We start from the raw sequence: 21,004 nt of genomic DNA, 5'->3' as shown, positions 1-21,004 counted from the left end.
CGACGGCGGCCCGGCCTCGATTCCCTACCCTTGGACCTCATGAGTTCGCCCATCCCCGACGCCCACCGGATCGGGAACCGCTACCGGCTCGACGAGCGGATCGGTGCCGGTGCGATGGGTGCCGTGTGGCGGGGGACGGACGAGCTGCTGAACCGCACGGTGGCCGTCAAGGAACTGCTCGCGGCGGCCCTGCCGTCCGACGAGCAGCTGGAGGAGTCCCGCCAGCGGATCCTGCGCGAGGGCCGGATCGGCGCCCGCCTGCAGCACGCGCACGTGATCAGCATGTTCGACGTCGTCGTCCACGACGACCGTCCGTGGCTGGTCATGGAGTACCTGCCGTCGCGCTCGCTGGCCGCGGTGCTCGCCGAGAAGGGGCCGATCCCGCCGCGGGAGGCCGCCGCGATCGGCCGTCAGGTCGCCGACGGGCTGGCCGCCGCGCACACCGCGGGCGTCGTGCACCGGGACATCAAGCCGGGCAACGTCCTGATCGCCGAGGACGGCCGGGCCAAGATCACCGACTTCGGCGTGTCCCGCGCCGTCGACGACGTGCAGCTCACCCGTACCGGCGTCATCGCCGGCACCCCGGCCTTCCTGGCTCCGGAGGTCGCCCGCGGCCAGGAGCCGACGGCCGCCTCGGACGTCTTCGCGCTCGGCGCGATGCTCTACGCCTCGGTCGAGGGCGAGCCGCCGTTCGGCCTCGACGACAACGCCTACGCCCTGCTGCACAAGGTCGCCACCGGCGCGATCACCCCGCCGCAGGAGGCGGGCCCGCTGACCGCGCTGCTGATGCGCCTGCTCGCCAACGACCCCGCCGAGCGGCCCAGCTCCGCCCAGGCCCGCGAGGCGCTCGCCCGGATCGCCGCGGGCCAGTCCGTCGCCGGTCTCGCGACGCCGTCGACGGCGACCGCGGTGATGGACACCGGCGACGGCGCGGGCGCGCCCGACGGGCTCGAGGCGCAGGGCGGCGGGACCGTGGTCGACGCGCCGGCCGTGCCCGCACCGCAGGTCATCCCCGGTCCCGGCGGGCGTGGCGGCCGACGGGGCGGTGCCACCCGCTCCCGGGACGGGCGGGGTCGTCGCACCCCGGTCGTGCTGGGCGCGGTGGCCGTGCTGCTCGTCGTCGGTGGCGGTGTCGCGTTCGGCGTCTACTCGACCAGCCGGCAGCAGGACGCCCCGCCGGTGATCGCCGCCCCGACGACGAGCGGGTCGCCGACGCCGAGCGCGGCCCCGACGACCACGCCCGCGCCGACGACCACCCCGACGCCGACACCGACCACCGCGACCGGCGAGGTCCAGGATCCGGTGTCGTTCGTGCAGAACTACTACCGGATGCTGCCCGGCGACATCGACGGCGCGTTCGCGATGCTCAGCCCGCAGGCGCAGGCCCAGAGCCAGGGCATCCAGGGTTTCCGGACCTTCTACAGCACCGTGCGGAACGTCTACGCCGAGAACCTGCGCAACGCCGGCCCGAACACGGTCACCGCGACCGTCGTGTTCATGCGCAACGACGGCACGACGACCCGGGAGAACTACCGGTTCGTCGTCGGCACCGACAGCGAGGGCCAGGAGATCCTGCAGTCGTTCAGCACGGCCTGACCGTCCCGACCGGTCAGCCGGGGCGCAGCGACGTCACGACGTCCGTGGTCGCGGCGACGATCTGCCGTTGTGCGGTCGCCCGGTCCACGCCCGGTTCGCCGTCGCCGGTCTGCGGGCCGTAGTCCCCGAAGTAGGCGTGCACCCCTCCGTCGACGACGACGAAGCGGGTCCCCGCGGGCAGCTGCGCCCAGGAGTCCGCGATCGCGTCCGGGGTGGCCAGCGCGTCGCGGGAGCCGGACACCGACAGGGCCGCGACCGGCGCCCCCGACACGTCGGCGGCCGGGTAGGACGCCCACAGCACCAGCCCACGCACCCCGGGCACGTCCAGTGCCCGCGCGGCCGCCACGCCGCCGAGGGAGTGCCCGCCGACCGCCCAGGTACGGACCTCGGGCGCCGAACCGACCGCCCGGCCGACGGCTCCCGGATCGGTCGGTGCGACGCCCAGGGGCGGTGCGGTCACGATCACGCGCACCCCCTGCTCGGCCAGCGGGCGCAGCAGCGCCAGGTAGGCCCGCGGGTCGACCAGCGCCCCGGGGACGAACACCAGGCCCCGGCCGGACGGCGCGGTCGGGCGCAGCTCCCACGTCGTCGCGGTGTGCACCACCGCGACCCGGTCCGACGGCGTGGTCGCGGCGAGCGCGGTCTCGTCGGCCGCGTAGGGACGCAGCCACAGCACGGCGGCGACCAGCGCGACCAGCAGCACCGCACCGGCGGCCCGCCCGGTCGTCCGCAGCCGTCCGGGCCGGGCCGGGCGCCCCGAGCGCACCACCAGGACCAGCCCCACCAGGGCGACGACGGCGAGCAGCACCGGGTAGGCCGGGTGCCCGGCGAGCAGCACCGGGCCCGCGACGACGACGATCCCCACCACGACGACCACGGCCACGATCCCGACCAGCGCCCGCACCGCGACCGCCCACCCGGGCCGGGGCGCCCGGTCAGCCACGGGCCACCGTCGCGGTCACGAACTCCACGATGCGGGCGTTCGCCGCGGCCCGGGTGTGCCGGTCGTGCACCTCGTGGCCCTCGTCGGGGATGCGCAGCAGCTCCACCGGCGCACCGCGCGCGGTCAGTGCCGCGTGGATCGCGAGTGCCTGCGCCAGCGGGACGTTCGTGTCGTGCTCGCCGTGCACGACCAGCAGCGGTGCGGCGATGCGGTCCGCGGCGCGCAGCGGGGACAGCTCCTCCAGCAGCGCGCGGTCCCGCTGCGGGTGTCCGTACTCGGTGGTCGCGGGCCCGCTGATCCACGGCTCGGAGTCGGCGTAGAAGGCGGTCATGTCGGACATGCCGCACACGTCGACACCGGCCGCGAACAGCTCCGGGAACCGGGTCAGCGCGGCCAGGGTGAGGAACCCGCCGTAGGACCGGCCGCCGACGACGATCCGGCGCGGGTCGACATCGGGCACCCCCGCCAGCAGCCGGGTCGCGGACCGCACGTCGGCGATCGAGCCCGGCCGCAGCGGGCCGTCGTCGAGCCGGGCGAAGGCCCGCCCGCGCCCGGACGACCCGCGCACGTTCGGCGTGAGCACGGTGACCCCGGCGGCGACCAGGCCGTGCAGCAGCGGCGCCCAGCCGGGCCGCTCCTCGGACTCGGGCCCGCCGTGCAGCCACACGAACCCCACCCCCGTCGGCGACGACGGCCGGTGCAGCCATCCGGCCAGCCGCAGCCCGTCCTCGGCCGGGAAGCCGACCGCCTCCGGGCGCGGGGGCCGCGGCGTCACCGGGGTGCCGCCGAGCAGCGGTGTGGCCGGGCGCGCGTCGAGCGGCATCCGCACCACGTACGGCGCCACCCCCGGCGCGTGCCCCGCCACCAGCAGTGACACGCCGTCGCGGGCGAAGGCCACCCCGGTGACGACGTCGCACGGCGCGGGCAGCCGCTCCGGCCTGCCGCCGCGCAGGTCGGCGATCTCGACCTGGCTGCGCCCCCCGACGTTCCACACCAGCGCGGCCCGCGGACCGGCCGGGTCCAGTGCCACGACCTCCAGGTCGGCGCCGGGCCGGACGGCGACCGGGCGGGCGGGGGACAAGCGGTGCTCGCCCGCGGGGCCGAGCGCGACGGCGAGCAGCGCGGTGTGCTCGCGGTCGGCGTCGGTGTGCACCCAGAGCGTGCCGGGGGCGCTGCCGAAGCGGGCGGCCGCGGTGAGCGCCCCGCCGGGCCCGCCGATGACCCGGTCCCGCGTGCCGCGGTGCAGGTCGACCAGCTCCAGGGCGCGCTCCCCGCGGCGGCCGGTGCGCAGCACGACCCGTCGTCCGTCGGCCGACACCGCCTGGACGACGGCCGACTGCCCGGACCCGAGCACGGTGGAGGAGCCGTCCCGCACGTCGACCAGGCAGGCGGTGCCGTCGCCCGGTTCGGCGCCGCGCGGGGTCGCGTCGGACAGCACGGTGACGCCCAGCGACCGCCCGCTGGGCGCCCACGCGCCCAGCACGACGGCGGTGGCGTGGGTCGCGATCCCGACGGCGGGCCCGCCGTCGGGGTCCAGCAGCGCCACCCGGGTGCGGTCGCCGCCGCACGGGGCGACCTGCACCGCGATCCGGCTGCCGTCGGGGGACCAGGACAGCGCGGTCACGTCGGCGTGCGGGCCGGGGGCCTCCAGTACCCGCGCCCCGTCCGGGTCGACCGGTCCGTCCGCCGGCAGCGCCGCGACGTGCACCCGCGGGCGCCCGGTGCGGTCGGAGATCCAGGCGATTCGGGTGCCGTCGGGGGACACCGCGGGCGAGTGGTGCCCGGGTTCGGCCCCGGCGACGGCACGGTCGGGGGCGGTCTGGGGGATCTGCACGGTCTGCCCGGCCTCCACCGATCACATCCCCCGTTCCTGCTGTCGTGTCCTGCGGTTCCGCGCGGCCGGACGCCGAAACTACCCGGTGGGTCCGTACCGGCTTCCACCTCACGTGCGCCGGGGCCCCGCCCGCAAGACCCACTGCGTTTCGCCGGTGGTGACAAGCGCTACGGCGAACGAGGGATTTGTTCGTGTGTAACACGAACAAATCCTGGACCTGGATCGCTACCGGGAGCATGCTCGCCGGAGCCGCCCCCACACCTCCAGGAGCAGACGATGGCCGTCCCCGCCCCGACCCCCGCCGACAAGTTCTCCTTCGGACTGTGGACCGTCGGCTGGACCGCGGCCGACCCGTTCGGCTCGCCCACCCGCCCCGAGCTCGACGTCGTCGAGGCCGTCGAGGAGCTCGCCGAGCGCGGCGCGTGGGGCCTCACCTTCCACGACGACGACCTGTTCGGCTTCGCGCCGGACCCGGCCCACCGGGATCGGCAGATCGCACGCCTGCGCACGGCCTGCGAGGCGACCGGGATGACCGTTCCGATGATCACCACGAACCTGTTCTCGCACCCGGTGTTCAAGGACGGCGGGTTCACCTCCAACGACCGGACCGTGCGGCGCCTCGCGCTGCGCAAGGTGCTGCACAACGTCGAGCTGGCCGCGGAGCTCGGTGCCCGCACCTTCGTGCTGTGGGGCGGACGGGAGGGCTCGGAGTACGACTCCGCCAAGGACGTCCGCGCCGCCCTGGACCGCTACCGCGAGGCCATGGACCTGCTCTGCGGGCACGTCCTGGAGCAGGGGTACGACATCCGGTTCGCGATCGAGCCCAAGCCCAACGAGCCCCGCGGGGACATCCTGCTGCCCACCGTCGGGCACGCGCTGGCCTTCGTCGAGCGCCTCGCCCACCCCGAGCTCGTCGGCGTCAACCCCGAGGTCGGGCACGAGCAGATGGCCGGGCTCAACATGACCCACGGCGTCGCCCAGGCGCTGTGGGCCGGGAAGCTGTTCCACATCGACCTGAACGGACAGCGCGGCATCAAGTACGACCAGGACCTGGTGTTCGGCCACGGTGACCTGCTGAACGCGTTCTCGCTGGTCGACCTGCTCGAGTCCGCGGGCTACGACGGGCCGCGGCACTTCGACTACAAGCCCTCGCGCACCGAGGACCGGCGCGGGGTGTGGGACAGCGCCGCGGCGAACATGCGCACCTACCTGCTGCTGCGCGAGCGGGCGGCCGCGTTCCGGGCCGACCCCGAGGTCGTCGCCGCGCTCGCCGAGGCCGGGGTGCCCGCACTGTCCGAGCCGACGCTGGGGGCCGGGGAGACCGTGGCCGACCTGCTGGCCGACCCGGCGCTGGACGCCGCCGACCCGGACGCGCTGGGCCGTCGCGGCTACGGCTTCGTCCGGCTCCACCAGCTCGCGTGTGAGCACCTCACCGGGGCACGCTGACCCCGTGCACGACCGATCTCCCCGTCCGCAGGCCCCACCCGCGCGTCCACCGGCGGTGCGCCGGCACAACCTCGGCCTGCTGCTGGGGGCGCTGCGGGCGGCGCCGTCGTCGCGGGCGTCGCTCGCCTCGGCGACCGGGCTGACCCGCGGCACCGTCGCGGGGCTGCTGGACCCGCTGGTCGCCGCGGGCGTGCTCGCGGAGGGGGAGCCGGACCGCAGCGGGGTCGGGCGGCCCGGGACGCCGCTGGCGTTCGCCGGTACCGGGCCCGTCGTACTGGCCGTGTCGGTCGAGGTCGACGGCGTCGACGCGCTGGTCACCGGTCTGGACGGGCAGGTGGTGCACCGGTCGCGCCGGCGCCGCGACCACCGCGGCCTCGACCCGGATGCGGTGTTCGGACGGGCCGCGCGGACCGCGGCGAACCTGGCCGCGCGCACCGGCCGCACGGTCGCCGGGGCCGGGATCGCCGTCCCCGGACCGGTGCGCGGCTCGGACCACGCGGCGGTGCTGCTGCGGGCCCCGAACCTGCCCCGGCTCGACGGCTGCCGCCCCGCCGAGCACGCCGGTGCGCTCGGTGAGGTGCCGCTGCTCGTCGGCAACGAGGCCTCGCTCGGGGCGCTCGCGCACCTGGGGCAGGCCGACGACTTCGTCTACGTCTCCGCCGACGTGGGGATCGGTGGCGGGATCGTCGTCGACGGGCGGGTGCTGCCCGGCGCCCGCGGCGTCGCCGGGGAGATCGGGCACGTCGTGATCGAGCGCGACGGGCGGCGCTGCGGCTGCGGCGGCACCGGCTGCGTCGAGGTCTACGCGGGCCTGCCCGCCCTGCTCGGCGACGCGGGCGCCGCCGACGTCGCGGCGCTGCGGACCGCCGCCCGCGCGGGGGACCCGGCCGCGACGGGGGCGCTGGCCCGGGCCGGCGCCGCGCTCGGGACGGCGCTGACGTCGGTGCTCCACGTCGTCGACGTCGGCACCGTCGTCCTCGGCGGCAGCTACGCCGAGCTGGGCAGCTGGCTGGTCCCCGCGGTGCACGCGGAGCTGGTGCGCCGCGGGGTCGCGACCGGGCCGGACGTCGCCGTGCTCGTGTCCCCGCACGGCCGGGCGGCCACCGTCACCGGGACCGCCCGCGCCGTCGCCGACCGGGTGCTGGGCGAGCCGGACCTGCTGCTCGCCGGCTGAGCCCGCCTCAGGCCAGCACCCAGGTGTCCTTCGCCCCGCCGCCGCGCGAGGAGTTCACGATCATCCCGCCGGGCGGGGCGACCCGCGACAGCGCCGCGGGCAGCACGTCGACCTCGGGCACCCCGCCGGCGCCGTGGGACTGCACCGCGAAGACCCGCAGGTCGACGGCCTGGGGCCGGAGGGCGCCGTCGGTGAAGGTGGGATGGGTGGAGATCCCGACGAGGTCCTGGGCGACCCAGCCGGCCGGGGTGTCCCGGATCGCCGCGGCCACCCGGTCCAGCTCGGCGCGCCCGGCGTGCGGGCCGATCACGATCCCGGCGCCGCCGTAGCCGTCGACGGGCTTGAGCACCAGCCGGTCGAGCCGGTCCAGGACCTGCTCACGGGCGAGCGGGTCGACGCAGGGCAGCGTCGGCACCGAGGCCAGCACCGGCTTCTCGCCGAGGTAGTAGCGGATCATCTCCGGCACGTAGGCGTAGACGAGCTTGTCGTCGGCGACGCCGTTGCCGGGCGCGTTGCGCAGCGCGACCCGCCCGCGGGCCATCGCCGCCCACAGCGCGCGGCCGAGCGGCCGGTGGTCGGCGCCGCGGGCGGTCGCGAGCTCGTTCTCGTCCATCCGACGGTAGAGGGTGGTGATCCGGCGCCGCCGCCCGCCGCCGACGAGGAACAGCGCGCCGTCGGTGACCTGCAGCCGGGCCGGGGTCACCAGCGGGACGTCCATCGCCTCGGCGAGCAGCCGGTGCTCGAAGAACGCCGGGTCCACCTCGCCCGCGGTCAGCAGCGCGGCCTCCCCGTCGGGTCCGTCGGGGTCGCCGGCCGCGAGCGCCGCCCGCAGCCGGTCCGGCACGTCGTCGAGGTGGCGCACCTCCGAGGGTGACTCCAGGTCGGGCAGCACGCTGCGGATCAGGCGCCGGCTCATCATCGAGAAGCCGATGCCCGAGGGGACACGCAGGTTGTCCTCCAGCACGACCCAGCCGTCGGCGTCGTCGCGGACCAGGTCGATGCCGCCGACGGCGATCCGCACCGCGTCCGGCGGCACCAGCGCGCCGGCGCGGGTGCGGCCGGGCGCCTGCTCGACCACCGACGCCGGGACGACCCGGTCGCGCACGATCTCGCGGCGGCCGTAGACGTCGCGGACGAAGCACTCCAGGGCCCGGATCCGCTGCTCCAGCCCGGAGGCCAGGTGCGCCCAGTCCTGCGACTCGATGATCCGCGGCACCAGGTCCAGCGGGAACAGCCGCTCGCCGTCGTCGCCCGGCTCGATGCCGGGCACCGGGAAGGTGACCCCGCGGGCGCGCTGCTCGGTGCGCAGGGCGTTCTCCGCCGCGGCCAGCCCGCGCGGGCCGAGCCGCTCCAGCGACCGGAACAGCCAGCCGTAGCCGGGCCGGACGGCGCCGGTCGCGTCGACGGCCTCGTCGTAGCGGGGTGGGACGTAGCCGTGCAGCAGCTCCGGCGCGGACGGCACGGTCTCCGCGGGCGCGGACGGCGGCCGCTCGCCGTACGTGCGGGCCAGCAGGTCGTCGACGACGTCGGTCAGCGACCCGCGACGCCCGAACGCGCGCCGCTGCGCCGCCGCGCCCGACCCGCGGGCCAGGACGCCCTCGGCCAGCTCGGCGACCTGCTCGTGGTCGCCGACCTCCTCCAGCCACGGCCGCAGCTCCTCGACCAGCGCGCGCAGCTGTACCGACGGGGAGCTCAGCGTCGGGGGACCGCCGGGGGCCCGGCCGATCTCGACGAGGTCGCCCTCCAGCCCGGACCGCGCGGCCCGCCACCCGGCCGCACGCAGCAGCTCGTGCCGGGCGCGGGGCAGCGGCCTGCCCGCCTCGGTGTCGGCGCGGGCACGAGCGACCAGGGCGCGGAACAGCCCCGCCACCAGCACGACGTCGTCGACGTCGGGGCAGGCGTCGCACAGCCGCAGCTCGACGGTCGGCAGGTGCGCGCTGGGTCGGACGTCGAAGTAGAGCATCCCGGCGTCGCTGATCGTCCCGGACGCGATGAGCTCGTCGATCATCGTGTCGTACTCGGCGGCGGTGGTGACGTCGCCGGGCGGCCCGGCGGTGGGCCAGCGCTGCCAGATCATGCTGCGGTAGCTGGCGTAACCGGTGTCGTGGCCGCGCCAGTACGGCGAGCTGGCGGTGATGGCGAGCAGGGTCGGCAGGGCGGGGGAGACCCGGCGCGAGACCTGCACGGCGGTGTCGCGGTCGGGGACGTCGACGTGCACCTGCACCCCGCAGATGTGCTGCTCGCGCACCAGCATCTGGTACTCGTGCTGCATCCGCTCGTACCGTGCTCCGGCGGAGATGTCGTCGCCGGACAGGTCGACCAGCGGCACCGTCCCGGCCGCGACCACACCCAGCCCCAGCGGTTCGGCCGCCTCACGCAGCCGGGTACGCAGGCGTCGCACGTGGGTGCGCAGCTCGTCCAGCGACGGCGTCGCGGGCGAGTTGGTCTCGACCAGCGACCGTTGCAGCTCGGGGAAGAACTCCGCCCCGTCCAGGTGCTCCAGCAACCGTTCCGCGTCGGGCGCGGCCCGGCGGTCGGCCAGGCCGACCACGTGGAACTCCTCCTCGACCCCCACCAGCGGCACGTTCCCCACGGCCGGTGACGCTAGGTGTCCGCTGTTACGTCCGTGTGTCCCACGGCGATCGCGCCCGACGCCACTCCGTCCGCTGGTCCGTACGGCGGTATCCGAACGTCTGTCCGGACCAGTTCCCACCTGCTGTTCTCGCTAGCGTGTCCGGATCCGCCGACCCCACGGAGCCGCCCATGACCGCCGGTCGCCGCGCGCGGGCCCTGGTCGCGCTCGTCCAGGTGCTCGGGCTCGCCGTGTGGTTCTCCGCGTCCGCGGTACTGCCCGAGCTGCGCGCCGAGTGGGACCTGTCCGCGACGGCCGGGGTGTGGCTGACGACGTCGGTGCAGCTCGGCTTCGCGGCCGGCGCGGTCGTCTCGGCGGTCCTGACCCTCGCCGACCGGGTCCCGCCGCAGCGGCTGCTCGCGGGCGGTGCGGCCGCGGCGGCGTCCTGCACGCTGCTGCTCGCCGCCGTCATCGACGGTCCGGTGGCCGCGCTGGTGCTGCGGACCCTGACCGGGATGTGCCTCGCGCTCGTCTACCCGATCGGCATGAAGATCATGACCTCCTGGTCGGACCGGTCGCGCCGGGCCCGCGACCTCGGGGTGCTGGTCGGGGCACTGACCGTCGGGTCAGCGCTGCCGCACCTGATCGGCGGGCTGCCGGGGCTGCCGTGGCGCGGGGTGCTCGCCGGCGCCGCGCTGTGCGGTGTCGTGGCCGCCGCGCTGGCCCGCTGGTGCCTGCGCCCCGGCCCGGCGCTCGCCCCGGCCCCGCCCCCGGACACCGGCTACGCGCTCCGGCTCCTCCGCGAGCCCGGACCGCGGCTGGTCGTGCTCGGCTACCTCGGGCACATGTGGGAGCTGTACGCGCTGTGGACCTGGCTGGGCGCCGCACTCGCCGGCGGGGACCCCGGCCCGTCGGAGCACCTGCTGGTGTTCGTGGCGGCGGGGCTGGGCGGCGCCGCCGGCTGCGTGCTGGGCGGCCGCGCCGCGGACCGCTACGGCCGCGTCCCGGTGATCGCGACGTCGTTGCTGGTCAGCGGGGTCTGCTGTGCGGTCTCCCCGGTCGTGCTCGGCGCCGCGCCCCTGCTGGTGGGCGCGTTCTGCGTGCTGTGGGGCGCGGCCGCCGTCGCCGACTCCGCGGTCCTGACGACGGCGACGATCGAGGTCGCCGACCCCCGCTACACCGGCACCGCCCTGACCGTGCAGACCGCACTGGGCTTCCTGCTCACCGTCGCCGGGATCGCGACGGTCCCGGTGGTCGCGGCGGCGGTCGGATGGCAGACGGCGCTCGTCGTGCTCGCCGTCGGGCCGGCGCTGGGCCTGCCCGCGGTGCTCGCACTGCGTCGGTACCTGCCCACCGCGCTCCCGGCCCCGTCCCCCGCGGCCCCGTTCCTCTCGGCCGCCCCCGCGGACGCTCCGACCGTCGAGCTCCCACGGATCGCGATGGACGACCGTCCGACGGCGCCGCTGTCCCGCGTCGTGGACGGGCCGCCGACCGTGGAGCTGTACCGCCTGCGCCGGGGGGCGGGTCCGGACCCCTCCGGCTTCGCCGACCGCCTCGCGCGGGTGCTGTCCGACCGGTCCCGGGCTGCCGCCCCGCCGCCCACGGCCCCACCGGCCGCCGCCCCGCCGCCCGCGGCCCCACCGGCCGCAGCCCTGTCGAACGCCGCCACGCCGACAGCCGCCCCACCGGGCTCCGGCGCTGCCGCGGCTCCGCGGCGGCGGGCTCGACCGGGCGGATGACCGTGCCGCGACGCGCGGACGGTCTTCGCGTTGACCACCGTCGACGAAGCCGTGCGGCAGACCGGTGCACCTGACCACTCCCGACGGACCACCGCGGCGGCTGCCGGTGGGGGATCCGGGAATTCGCTTACCGGGTAAGCGAATTCCCGGAAGGAACCGTCGCCCCGCGGCATCGGGGGACACCGAAGCAGGACGATCTGCACCATCGCTCGCGGCTTGCGCGGTCGATGCGGTGTGGTCGACAGACCCTCTGTGTACGGAATCGCTTACCCGGTAAGCGAATTCGCAGAGAGAGAGAGCACTCGCCGCTTGGCATCTGCGACACCGACGCACGACGATCTGCGCCATCACTCGTGGCTTGCGCGGTCGACACACGGGGGTCGACAGACCCTTGGTGCGTGGATTCACTCACCGGGTAAGCGACTTCGCAGAGGGAGCCCTCGGAACCACGGCGTCGGAGGTCCGGGCGATCCGCAGCAGGTCCGCGTGCTGTGCCGCCGCCTCGTCGGGCGACAGGGGATCGCCGTGCCCCGGGACGAACACCCGTGTCCCGGTGGCGGCGGGTGCTGCGCCGACCTCGAGCAGCAGCCCCACGGCGGCCGCCCAGTCGCGGCGGTAGGAGTCCGGCCCGAACGACGGCGGTGCCCCGTTCTCCAGCAGGTCCCCGGCGAAGAGCACGCCCGCGTCCGGGACGTGCACCACCAGGTCGTGTCCGGTGTGCCCGGGGCCGGGGTGCACGAGCTGCACGACGCGTCCGCCCAGGTCGAGCGGGTGCACGGAGGCCGGGCGGGCGCAGACCGGGTGGTCGGGGAGGACCGGGACCGTGGCGGCGAGCGCATCGGCCGTCGCGGTGGCGGAGCTGCCGGATGCCCCGGAGCTGCCGGTGCTCCCGGCGTCGCGGTAGTGCCGGGTCCAGTGGGCGCGCTGGGCGGCGGCCGTCGCCAGGAGCGCGCCCGCGCAGCCGGCCTGGGCGTACACCGGGGCGCCCGGGAACGCGGCGGTGCCGAAGCAGTGGTCGAAGTGGGCGTGGGTGAGTGCCACGACGACGGGCAGGGCGGTCACCGCGCGCACCGCGGCGGCGAGCTCGGCGCCCTGGGCGGTGTCGCCGCGGGTGTCGATGACCAGGGCGGCGGACGTGCCGAGCACGAGGCCGGTGGTCAGGTCGAGCTCGTCGTGGCGGCGGGCGAGTACCCCGTCGGCGAGCTCGAGCCAGCGTCCGTCCGACCGCTGCCCGTCCGACCGCTGCCCGTCCGACCGCTGCCCGTCCGACCGCTGCCCGTCCATCCGGTGATCCTCGCGCTCAGACCGCGATCGCGGTGGACCGGCCCAGGGCGTCGGTCCCCGGGCCGAGCAGCTCCGCGGTCCCGCGGGCCACGCGCTCCGCGGTCCAGGCGCAGGCCAGCGCGTCGAGGACGTCGTCGAGCCGGGCGGCGGTGGGCAGGTCACCGAGCGACGCGGCGGAGGGGACCCACTCCGACAGCGCCGCGACCCGCTGGCCCGCCCCGCGCGCGGTCTTCTTCGACGCGAACGCACGCGACGGTGCCATGGTGCGGAACGTCAGCTCCGGGTGCGCCTCGACCACCGACGACGGCAGCCGCACCTGCTGGAACTCGCGGATCTTCCCGACGATGTACCAGGTCTGCAGGCTGATCTTCTTCCCCGTGACGGCCTGGGCGGCGGCGCAGGCCTCGTCGTAGGAGCCCGCGTCGAGCACCGGGGCGGGCGGGGTCGGGAACAGCGAGGACCGCGCCCGGCCCAGTCGCGCCGACGCGAGGATCTCGGCCTCGCGGCGCTGCGCACCGGCCGGGACCGACAGCGGGATGTCGACCCCGACGGCGTCGCACCCGGCCGTCGCGGCGAGCACCGACGCCGCGTCGGGGACCACCGTCCACGTCACCTCACGTGTCCGTCCGCTGCCGGAGAGCACGCACACCACCCAGCCACCCGGGACCCCGTCCACGCCGCTGATCCGCATGGGGGAGGATCGTGCCCCGTGCGCGTCTACCTGGGCAGTGACCACGCCGGTTTCGAGGTCAAGGGCAAGCTCGTCGAGTACCTGACCGAGCAGGGGATCGAGGCGATCGACGTCGGGGCACCGACCTACGACGCCCTCGACGACTACCCCGCCTGGTGCATCGAGACCGCGCGGCGCGTGGTCGAGGACCCGGAGTCCCTCGGCATCGTGCTGGGCGGATCCGGCAACGGCGAGCAGATCGCCGCCAACAAGGTGCAGGGCATCCGCGCCGCGCTGGCGTGGAACGAGGCCACCGCGAAGCTCGCCCGCGAGCACAACGACGCCCAGGTCATCGGTGTCGGCGCGCGGCAGCACAGCTTCGACGAGGTCGTCGCGATCGTCGACGCCTTCCTGGCCACCCCGTTCTCCGGCGACGCGCGCCACCAGCGGCGCATCGACCAGGTCCTCGACTACGAGCGGACCGGCGAGATCGCGCTCCCCGCGTCCTGACCCGGAGCCGGGATGCCCGAGGGACACACGCTGCACCGGCTGGCGCGGCTGCACCGGAAGCTGTTCGTGCGCCGGCCGGTCGGCGTGTCCAGCCCGCAGGGCCGTTTCGGAGCCTCTGCGGCGCTGCTCGACGGCGAGGTGATGACCGGGGCCGAGGCCCACGGCAAGCACCTGTTCCACCGCTACGGCCGCGACCGCGTCGTGCACGTCCACCTCGGGCTGTACGGCACGTTCGTCGAACAGCCGCTGCCCGCACCGGAACCGGTCGGGCAGCTGCGGATGCGCCTGGTCGGGCAGACCCACTACGCCGACCTGCGCGGCCCGACCGCCTGTGAGCTCCTCACCTCGGCCGAGGCCCGCGCCCTACGGGCCCGGCTGGGTGCGGACCCGCTGCGTCCCGACGCCGACCCGGACACGGTCTGGGCCCGCATCTCGGCCTCGCGCAGCCCGCTCGCGACGCTGCTGATGGACCAGAAGGTGCTCGCCGGCGTCGGGAACGTCTACCGCGCGGAGGTGCTGTTCCGGCACGGCCTGGACCCGCAGCTCCCGGGCCGGTCGCTGGACCGGGAGACGTGGGACGCGATGTGGGCCGACCTCGTCGCGCTCATGCGCGACGGCGTGCGGACCGGCCGTATCGACACCGTGCGTCCCGAGCACGACCCACGCCGGCGCGGTCGGGCCGGACGGAAGGACCGGCACGGCGGCGAGGTCTACGTCTACCGCCGCACCGGGATGGAGTGCCTCGTCTGCGGGACGCCGGTACGGCACGCCGAGCACCAGAACCGCAACCTGTTCTGGTGCCCGGCCTGCCAACCGTCGCGGGTCTAGGGTCGGCCCCGTGGAGCAGAAGCCGATCGAGTGCTGGATGACCGACATGGACGGTGTCCTCGTCCGCGAGGGCAGCATCGTCCCGGGTGCGGACACGCTGCTGTCGCGGCTGCGGGACAAGGGCGTGCCGTTCCTGGTCCTGACCAACAACAGCATCCACACCCCCCGCGACCTGCGCTACCGGCTGCAGGCCACCGGCCTCGACGTGCCGGAGGAGTCGATCTGGACCTCGGCGCTCGCCACCGCCGCGTTCCTCGGCGAGCAGCGCCCGCAGGGCAGCGCCTACGTGATCGGCGAGGCCGGGCTGACCACCGCGCTGCACGACATCGGCTACGTCATCACCGACCGCAACCCCGACTACGTCGTGCTCGGCGAGACCCGCACCTACAGCTTCTCCTCGATCGCGACCGCGATGCGTCTGGTGGAGCAGGGCTCCCGGTTCGTGGCCACCAACCCCGACGCGACCGGCCCGTCCCCGGAGGGCATCCTCCCCGCGACCGGCTCGGTCGCCGCGATGATCTCCAAGGCGACCGGGGTCGACCCGTACTTCGTCGGCAAGCCGAACCCGCTGATGATGCGGGCCGCGCTCAACCGGCTCGGCGCGCACTCGGAGTCCACGGTCATGATCGGCGACCGGATGGACACCGACATCCTCGCCGGGCTGGAGGCCGGGATGCGCACGGTCCTGGTGCTCTCGGGCATCACCAAGGAGCACGAGATCGACCGGTTCCCGTTCCGCCCGACGCGGGTCGTCTCCTCGGTCGCGGACCTGGTCGACGACGTCTGACCCGCCCCGGACCTGCGGGGTTGCGAACTACACCGATGTGGTTCACCCTCGAACACATGTACGGAGAACTGGTGTCCTGGCAGCGGTGCGCCGGCTGCGGCGCGGAGGCCGAGCTCCCCGGTGACGAGACGGCGGGCGTCGCCGTCCCGTGCCCGGACTGCCCCGGCTCGATGACCGAGGAGTTCAGCTGGGACGCGGTCGCGGCCTGAGCGGCCCGCTCAGACCTTGAACCCCAGCGCGCTGGGGTCGCCCCGGCGCAGCGCCGCGACGTGCTCGACGACCGTGGTCAGCGAGTGCAGGTCGTGGCCGTTGCGCATGGCCGAGACCAGCGCGCGCTCGGCGGCCTCGATGCCCTCGGCGGTGTCGACGACCTCGGCGAGCCGGTCCGGCGCGGCGATCAGCAGGCCGTCGTCGTCGCCGCACACCAGGTCGCCCGGGCTCACGACGAGCCCGCCGAACGACACCATCTCGTCGACGGTGCCCGGGTCGTTCGTGCTGCCCGAGGCCGGGCAGGTCCCGCGGGCGAACACCGGCAGCCCGATCCCGCGCAGCCCGCGGACGTCGCGGACCAGCCCGTCGACGACGATCCCGGCCAGCCCGCGCCGCTTCGCCTCGGTCGCGAACAGCTCACCGGACACGGCGCGGTGACCACCCGCCCCGGCGACCACGAGCACCGAGCCGGGGCGGGCCGCGGACAGCGCGGCGAACATCGGCAGGTGGTCGTCCACACAGGACACCGTCACCGCGGGCCCGGCCATCGACACGTCCGGCACCAGGGCCCGGATAGCGGGGTCCACCACGGGAAGCGACTTGTCGGCGTCGCAGATGGAGGACACCTGCAGCTCGCGCAGACGGTCCAGGAGGTCGGTCATGGACGTCATCCTGTCGCACCGTCCGCCGTTGCGCGCCGTCGAGCGTCCGCGGCGCGCGCGGCGATCTCCGAGCGGCGCACCTTCCCGGCGTCGTCGCGCAGCGGGTGGTCGACGACGTCGATGCTCCGTGGCTGTTTCGCCCTGCTCAGACGCCCGTCGAGGAACTCGCGAAGATCGTTCTCGATGCCCGGTTCGGCCTGCACGACGGCGTGCACGACGTGCCCGTAGTCGGCGTCCGGCAACCCGACGACGACGGCGTCCCGCACCCCGGGGTGCGCGGTCAGCGCCGCCTCGACCTCCGCCGGGTACACGTTCGCGCCGCCGACGAGGATCATGTCCGCGCGTCGGTCGGCCAGATAGAGGTAGCCGTCGGCGTCCAGCGAGCCCATGTCGCCGAGTGACTCCCAGCCGTCGCGCTCGCGGGCGGAGGCGCCCAGGTAGTGGTACGTCGGCGCCCCGCCCGACCGCATCCAGATCTCACCGGTGACACCGGGGCCGAGCTCGCGGCCGTCGTCGTCGCGGACGGTGATCTCGCCGCGGGTGACCCGCCCGACCGACCCCGGGTGGGCCAGCCAGTCGTGGCCGTCGATCGCGGTGCCGGCCTGCGACTCGGTGCCGGAGTAGATCTCGAACACCGTCTCCGCGCCGACCCGGTCGATCCAGCCGCGCTTGACCTCCGGCGGGCAGGGCGCGCCGACGTGCAGCACGGTCCGCAGGGTCGCGGTGTCGCAGGCGGCCCAGTCGGCGTCGGGCAGGCGCAGCATCCGGCTCATCATGGTCGGCACCGCGTAGAGCCAGGTGACGCCGTACGCGGGGATCATCGCGAGCGCGCGGGCGGCGTCGAACCGGCCCATGAGCACGACGTGGTGGCCCTGGAGCAACGCCATCAGCGTGAACATGAAGGGCGCGTTGTGGTGCAGCGGCGCGGTGCAGCCGAAGACGCCGTCGCGGTCGATGCGCAGCCCGTCGGCGCGGGCCAGGACCTGTTCGACGCAGGCGGCCTGACCGGCGACGATCACCTTCGGGGTACCGGTCGACCCGCCCGAGGTGGGGGCCTTCCAGCTGGGTCCGACGACGTCGGGGAGCGGGCCGTCGTCGTAGGAGCCGGCGTCGACCGGGGTGTCGACGACGAGTGCCGGCGCGGCGACGGCGAGCACCGCGTCGCGCTCGACGGCGGGCAGCCGGGCCGACAGCGGCTGGGGCACCGCGCCGACCTTCCACGCCGCGACCGAGCTCTCGAGGTGCGCGGCGGTGTTCGGCAGCGCGATCGACACCAGGTCCCCGCGCCGCACCCCGCGGTCGGCGAACGCCCTGGCCAGACGGTTGGTGCGGGCGTCGAACTCCGCGCGGGTGCGCACCACACCGGGGCCGTCCGCGGTGTCCTCGGTGACCAGCGGGCGGTCCGGGTCGGCGGCGACGAGCGCCCGCAGCCGGGCGGCGAGCGCGGTCGCGCCGGCGGGCACCTCGGGCTCGGGGAAGCGGGGCTCGCGGAGTCGTGCGGTCATGCGGTCCTCCCGGTGGTGCCGGTGACGGCGGTGTCGAGACGCTCGTCGTCGGGGACCGGTCCGCGGGCCAGCACGTACCGGGCCGCCAGCAGCGAGACGAGCACGATCACCAGCGAGTACCCCACGACGGGCACGATCGACCCGGTCGCGGCCAGCAGCGACTGCCCGACGAGCGGGGCGGTGCCGCCGAACAGCGTGCCCGCCAGCGCGTAGGACAGGGAGATCGCGGTGTAGCGCATCCGCGCGGGGAACGCCTCGGCCAGCATCCCGGCGAGGATCGCGTAGTACATCGTGTGCGGCAGCGTCGCGAGCGCCATGCCGAGCGCGGCCAGCCCGAAGCTGCCGGTGGAGATCAGCCAGAACATCACCGGGAACAGCGGAAGCTCGATCAGCAGCAGGGCGGTGACGACCTTCCGCGGGTTCCACCAGGTCGCCATGAACGCCCCGAGCGGCTGGGTGAAGAACTGCACGGTCGAGCTGATCAGCACGACGTTGAGGAACACCTGGCGGTCGAAGCCGAGGTCGTTGACCGCCCAGGACAGCGCGAACGTGTTCTTGAAGTACGCGGCCGCCGCCACCAGTGCGCACGCGCCCACCGAGACGACCACCAGCATCGTCCGCTCCCGCAGCAGCTCCGCGAGCGGGAACCGCGCCGTCGTGCCGCGCGACCGCATCGCGACCAGCGCCGGGCTCTCCTCGATCCGCAGCCGGATCACCAGCCCGACGACGACGAGCGCCGCCGACACGAGGAACGGCACGCGCCAGCCCCAGGACAGGAAGGCGTCCTCCGGCAGCATCGCGACGAGCGCGAACGAGCCGGTGGCGAGCATCTGCCCCGCCGGGCTGCCCTGCTGGGCGAAGGCGCCGTAGAGGATCCGGCGGTTCTTCGACGCGTGCTCCGAGGCGATCAGCACCGCGCCGCCCCACTCCCCGCCGACGGCGAGCCCCTGCACGAGCCGGGCCACGACCAGCAGCACCGGGGCGAGGACGCCGATGTCGTCGTAGACGGGCAGCAGCCCGATCGCGAGCGTCGAGACGCCCATCAGCAGCATCGTCGCGACCAGCGCGGTCTTGCGGCCGAGCCGGTCACCGAGGTGGCCGAAGACGATCCCGCCGATCGGCCGGGCGAGGAACCCGACCCAGAACGTGGCGAACGAGGCCAGCACGCCGGCGGCGGGGGAGGCGTTCGGGAAGAACAGCGGCCCCAGCACCAGCGCGGCGGCGGTGCCGTAGATGTAGAAGTCGTACCACTCGATGGTGGTGCCGACGAACGAGGCGATCCCCGCCTTGCGGCGCATCGACGGTGTGCTCGTGCTCAACCCGGTGCCCCCTTGCACTCGTCGTGGAGCGACGGCCGCGACCACGCCGTCGTGACCACCGCCACGCAACGGTAGAACAGCATTGGGACGCCATCGGGACGCTCTCGCTTCCGTTCCTGTCGTCGGATCGACATGATCGGAGGGTGGAGCTACGGCAGCTGGAGTCGTTCGTCGTCGTCGCCGAGGAGCTGCACTTCGGCCGGGCCGCGGCCCGCCTGCAGGTCTCGGGGCCGCCGCTGTCCCAGCAGATCCGCAGGCTCGAACGCGAGGTCGGCGCCACGCTGTTCGACCGGCACACCCGCGCCGTCGCCCTCACCCCGGCGGGGGCGGCGTTCCTGCCCCGGGCCCGCCGTGCCCTCGCCGCCGCGGACGAGGCCGTCGAGGCGGCGCGCGAGGCCGCCGCCGGCGGCACCGGCTCGGTCCGCCTCGGGTTCGCCGGACCCAGCTCCAACGCCTGGCTGTACCGGACCGCCCGCCGCTTCCGCGCGCACCGGCCGCAGGCCCGGCTGGTGCTGGTCACCGGCCGGTTCTCCGGCGAGCTGGCCGAGGACCTGCGCACCGACCGGGTCGACGCCGCGCTGATCCGCACCCCGGTCGACGACGACGGCCTCGTCGTCCACGAGATCGACCGGCACCGGCTCGTCGCCGCGCTGCCCGAGGAGCACCCGCTCGCCGGGCGGGACGTGATCGACCTGGCGGAGCTGGCCCACGACCCGTTCGTCACCTACCCGGCCCGGCGGATGGCGGTCATGCGCACGTCGGTCGACGCGGCCTGCCTGCACGCCGGATTCCTGCCGCGCGTCGAGCAGGAGGCCCCCGAGACGCACACCCTGCTGTCCCTGGTCGGGGCCGGTGTCGGGGTGGGGCTGGCGCTGGACGCGACGGCAGAGCTGCGCACGCCGGGGGTGGTGATGGTGCCGCTGACCGACCCGCCGGAGGTGCCGCTGGCGCTGGCGTGGAAGGCCGGTGCGGTGAACCCGGTGCTGGCGGGGCTGCTGGAGGCGGCCGGTGTGGGTGGGGCGGTCGTGCGGGGGGTCGGGTCGGTCTGACCCCTGCCCTCCCGCCCCACCCGCTCAGCCGGTGGCCCCGGCCCGGTGCGGTGTCCGCACGGTCAGCCCGGTCACCCGGGCCGGCTCGCCCACCTTCACCGGAATCCCCTCCTGTCGGGCCGCCACGTCGTGGCGGCATGATGGACGGTGCCGCCTCACGTCGCGTCAGGTGCAAGCCCCGGACGCCACGGTCCCGCCGCGACACGCCGGGTCCCGCGACACGCCGGTCACGGATTCACCCCCGCGAGTGGTCGCCCCCCGCCCACGGTCCGGTCGGTCGATCACCCTTCGCATCGGCCGCCCCGGACGTGGGGACGGAGGGTGTCCGGCGTCCTGGGAGAACCGGTTCCGTCCGTTTCACACCACACTTTTGGTACCCGTGGTGACCGGGTCACCCGTTGGTGTCGCTGCCGTATCCCCGCCGGTGAGCGGCTGCCTACTGTCCGCTTGCCGCGACGCACAGGCGTCCCGGTGGTGCTCACGGGAATCGTGAGACACGTCCGTCCCACCGGACACGATCGGGGAGAAAGACATGCGCAGGAAGCTTGCGGTCACCGGCGTCGCCGTCATCGCCACCATGGTCGCCTTCAGCCCGCTGGCGTCGGCTGCGCCCGCGCCGAAGGACGACGACGGTGACTCCTTCGTCCAGGACGTCGGCAACACCCGGGGCGACCAGTTCGGCCTGGTGAACCTCGACGACGTCAACGTCCTCAACAACGCCAACATCTGCCCGGGCGTCAACGCGGCCCTCGGCAACGTCCTCGGGATCCTCGGCGGCGGGGCGGCGCAGAACCGCGACAACCCGACGTCCTGCGACTGACCCCCGACGACGACCTCCGCCCCCTGCCTCCCGCCGCCACGGGACGCAGGGGGCGG

At 75.3% G+C, this 21,004-nt stretch carries 18 protein-coding genes; 10 read left to right on the top strand and 8 right to left on the bottom strand.

The window, feature by feature from the left end; all coding sequences use genetic code 11:
• Window positions 1-39 precede the first annotated feature (39 nt).
• On the top strand, window positions 40-1,596 hold the full coding sequence (locus tag MTO91_RS20200; protein ID WP_251783876.1) for a serine/threonine-protein kinase: 1,557 nt from the start codon (window positions 40-42) through the stop codon (window positions 1,594-1,596).
• Between the two features lie 13 nt (window positions 1,597-1,609).
• Here MTO91_RS20200 and MTO91_RS20195 read toward each other — a convergent pair whose 3' ends face one another.
• The gene (locus MTO91_RS20195) at window positions 1,610-2,539 is read right to left on the bottom strand and encodes an alpha/beta hydrolase (protein ID WP_476652309.1); all 930 of its coding nucleotides are present in this window, start codon (window positions 2,537-2,539) and stop codon (window positions 1,610-1,612) included.
• Window positions 2,532-4,391, bottom strand: coding sequence for a S9 family peptidase (locus MTO91_RS20190; RefSeq protein WP_476652307.1), 1,860 nt, complete (start codon window positions 4,389-4,391; stop codon window positions 2,532-2,534). The genes MTO91_RS20195 and MTO91_RS20190 overlap by 8 nt, the downstream gene beginning before the upstream one ends.
• A gap of 258 nt (window positions 4,392-4,649) precedes the next feature.
• Between MTO91_RS20190 and xylA the strand changes: the two genes are divergently transcribed.
• Window positions 4,650-5,819 (top strand): xylose isomerase, encoded by a 1,170-nt coding sequence (gene xylA / locus MTO91_RS20185; RefSeq protein ID WP_476652306.1) that lies wholly within the window; start codon window positions 4,650-4,652, stop codon window positions 5,817-5,819.
• 4 nt (window positions 5,820-5,823) lie between these two features.
• A complete protein-coding gene (locus tag MTO91_RS20180; RefSeq protein WP_476652304.1) occupies window positions 5,824-6,993 on the top strand; it encodes an ROK family protein in 1,170 nt (389 codons plus the stop codon).
• 7 nt (window positions 6,994-7,000) lie between these two features.
• Here MTO91_RS20180 and MTO91_RS20175 read toward each other — a convergent pair whose 3' ends face one another.
• Complete coding sequence (locus MTO91_RS20175) at window positions 7,001-9,586, bottom strand: glutamate--cysteine ligase (protein WP_476652303.1); 2,586 nt, start codon at window positions 9,584-9,586, stop codon at window positions 7,001-7,003.
• A gap of 170 nt (window positions 9,587-9,756) precedes the next feature.
• On the opposite strand from MTO91_RS20175, the gene MTO91_RS20170 reads away from it, so the two are divergent.
• A complete protein-coding gene (locus MTO91_RS20170; protein ID WP_476652302.1) occupies window positions 9,757-11,304 on the top strand; it encodes an MFS transporter in 1,548 nt (515 codons plus the stop codon).
• A 408-nt stretch (window positions 11,305-11,712) separates the two neighbouring features.
• On the opposite strand, the gene MTO91_RS20165 is transcribed toward MTO91_RS20170, so the two are convergent.
• Complete coding sequence (locus tag MTO91_RS20165; protein ID WP_476652300.1) at window positions 11,713-12,588, bottom strand: MBL fold metallo-hydrolase; 876 nt, start codon at window positions 12,586-12,588, stop codon at window positions 11,713-11,715.
• A gap of 16 nt (window positions 12,589-12,604) precedes the next feature.
• Window positions 12,605-13,279, bottom strand: coding sequence for a DUF429 domain-containing protein (locus tag MTO91_RS20160; protein WP_357440569.1), 675 nt, complete (start codon window positions 13,277-13,279; stop codon window positions 12,605-12,607).
• An 18-nt stretch (window positions 13,280-13,297) separates the two neighbouring features.
• Between MTO91_RS20160 and MTO91_RS20155 the strand changes: the two genes are divergently transcribed.
• The 4 genes from MTO91_RS20155 to MTO91_RS20140 are packed head-to-tail and all read left to right on the top strand — an operon-like array spanning window position 13,298 to window position 15,592.
• A complete protein-coding gene (locus tag MTO91_RS20155; protein WP_405415707.1) occupies window positions 13,298-13,768 on the top strand; it encodes a ribose-5-phosphate isomerase in 471 nt (156 codons plus the stop codon).
• Window positions 13,769-13,780: 12 nt separating this feature from the next.
• Window positions 13,781-14,596, top strand: a complete 816-nt coding sequence (locus MTO91_RS20150; RefSeq protein ID WP_405415709.1) for an Fpg/Nei family DNA glycosylase — start codon at window positions 13,781-13,783, stop codon at window positions 14,594-14,596.
• Between the two features lie 46 nt (window positions 14,597-14,642).
• A complete protein-coding gene (locus MTO91_RS20145; RefSeq protein ID WP_357440627.1) occupies window positions 14,643-15,383 on the top strand; it encodes an HAD-IIA family hydrolase in 741 nt (246 codons plus the stop codon).
• Window positions 15,384-15,439: 56 nt separating this feature from the next.
• Window positions 15,440-15,592 (top strand): hypothetical protein, encoded by a 153-nt coding sequence (locus MTO91_RS20140; protein ID WP_168172127.1) that lies wholly within the window; start codon window positions 15,440-15,442, stop codon window positions 15,590-15,592.
• Window positions 15,593-15,601: 9 nt separating this feature from the next.
• On the opposite strand, the gene MTO91_RS20135 is transcribed toward MTO91_RS20140, so the two are convergent.
• Genes MTO91_RS20135 through MTO91_RS20125 form a run of 3 tightly spaced genes read right to left on the bottom strand, consistent with a single transcriptional unit; the run spans window position 15,602 to window position 19,079 of the window.
• Window positions 15,602-16,255 carry an RraA family protein gene (locus MTO91_RS20135; protein ID WP_476652298.1) on the bottom strand — a complete coding sequence of 218 codons (654 nt, stop codon included), beginning with the start codon at window positions 16,253-16,255 and terminating at the stop codon, window positions 15,602-15,604.
• Window positions 16,256-16,260: 5 nt separating this feature from the next.
• Window positions 16,261-17,760, bottom strand: coding sequence for an AMP-binding protein (locus MTO91_RS20130; RefSeq protein ID WP_251783841.1), 1,500 nt, complete (start codon window positions 17,758-17,760; stop codon window positions 16,261-16,263).
• Window positions 17,757-19,079, bottom strand: coding sequence for an MFS transporter (locus tag MTO91_RS20125; protein WP_246352710.1), 1,323 nt, complete (start codon window positions 19,077-19,079; stop codon window positions 17,757-17,759). The genes MTO91_RS20130 and MTO91_RS20125 overlap by 4 nt, the downstream gene beginning before the upstream one ends.
• 143 nt (window positions 19,080-19,222) lie before the next feature.
• Here MTO91_RS20125 and MTO91_RS20120 point away from each other — a divergent pair, with 143 nt between their 5' ends.
• Window positions 19,223-20,128: a LysR family transcriptional regulator gene (locus MTO91_RS20120; protein WP_476652297.1), complete on the top strand. Its 906-nt coding sequence runs from the start codon at window positions 19,223-19,225 to the stop codon at window positions 20,126-20,128.
• 532 nt (window positions 20,129-20,660) lie between these two features.
• Window positions 20,661-20,948, top strand: coding sequence for a hypothetical protein (locus MTO91_RS20115; protein ID WP_062396993.1), 288 nt, complete (start codon window positions 20,661-20,663; stop codon window positions 20,946-20,948).
• Window positions 20,949-21,004: the final 56 nt, after the last annotated feature.

The sequence above is a fragment of the Pseudonocardia sp. 2-7 genome, assembly GCF_056341085.1.
Note: the sequence above shows the minus strand (reverse complement) of the source record. Positions and strands in the feature narration are given on the sequence as shown.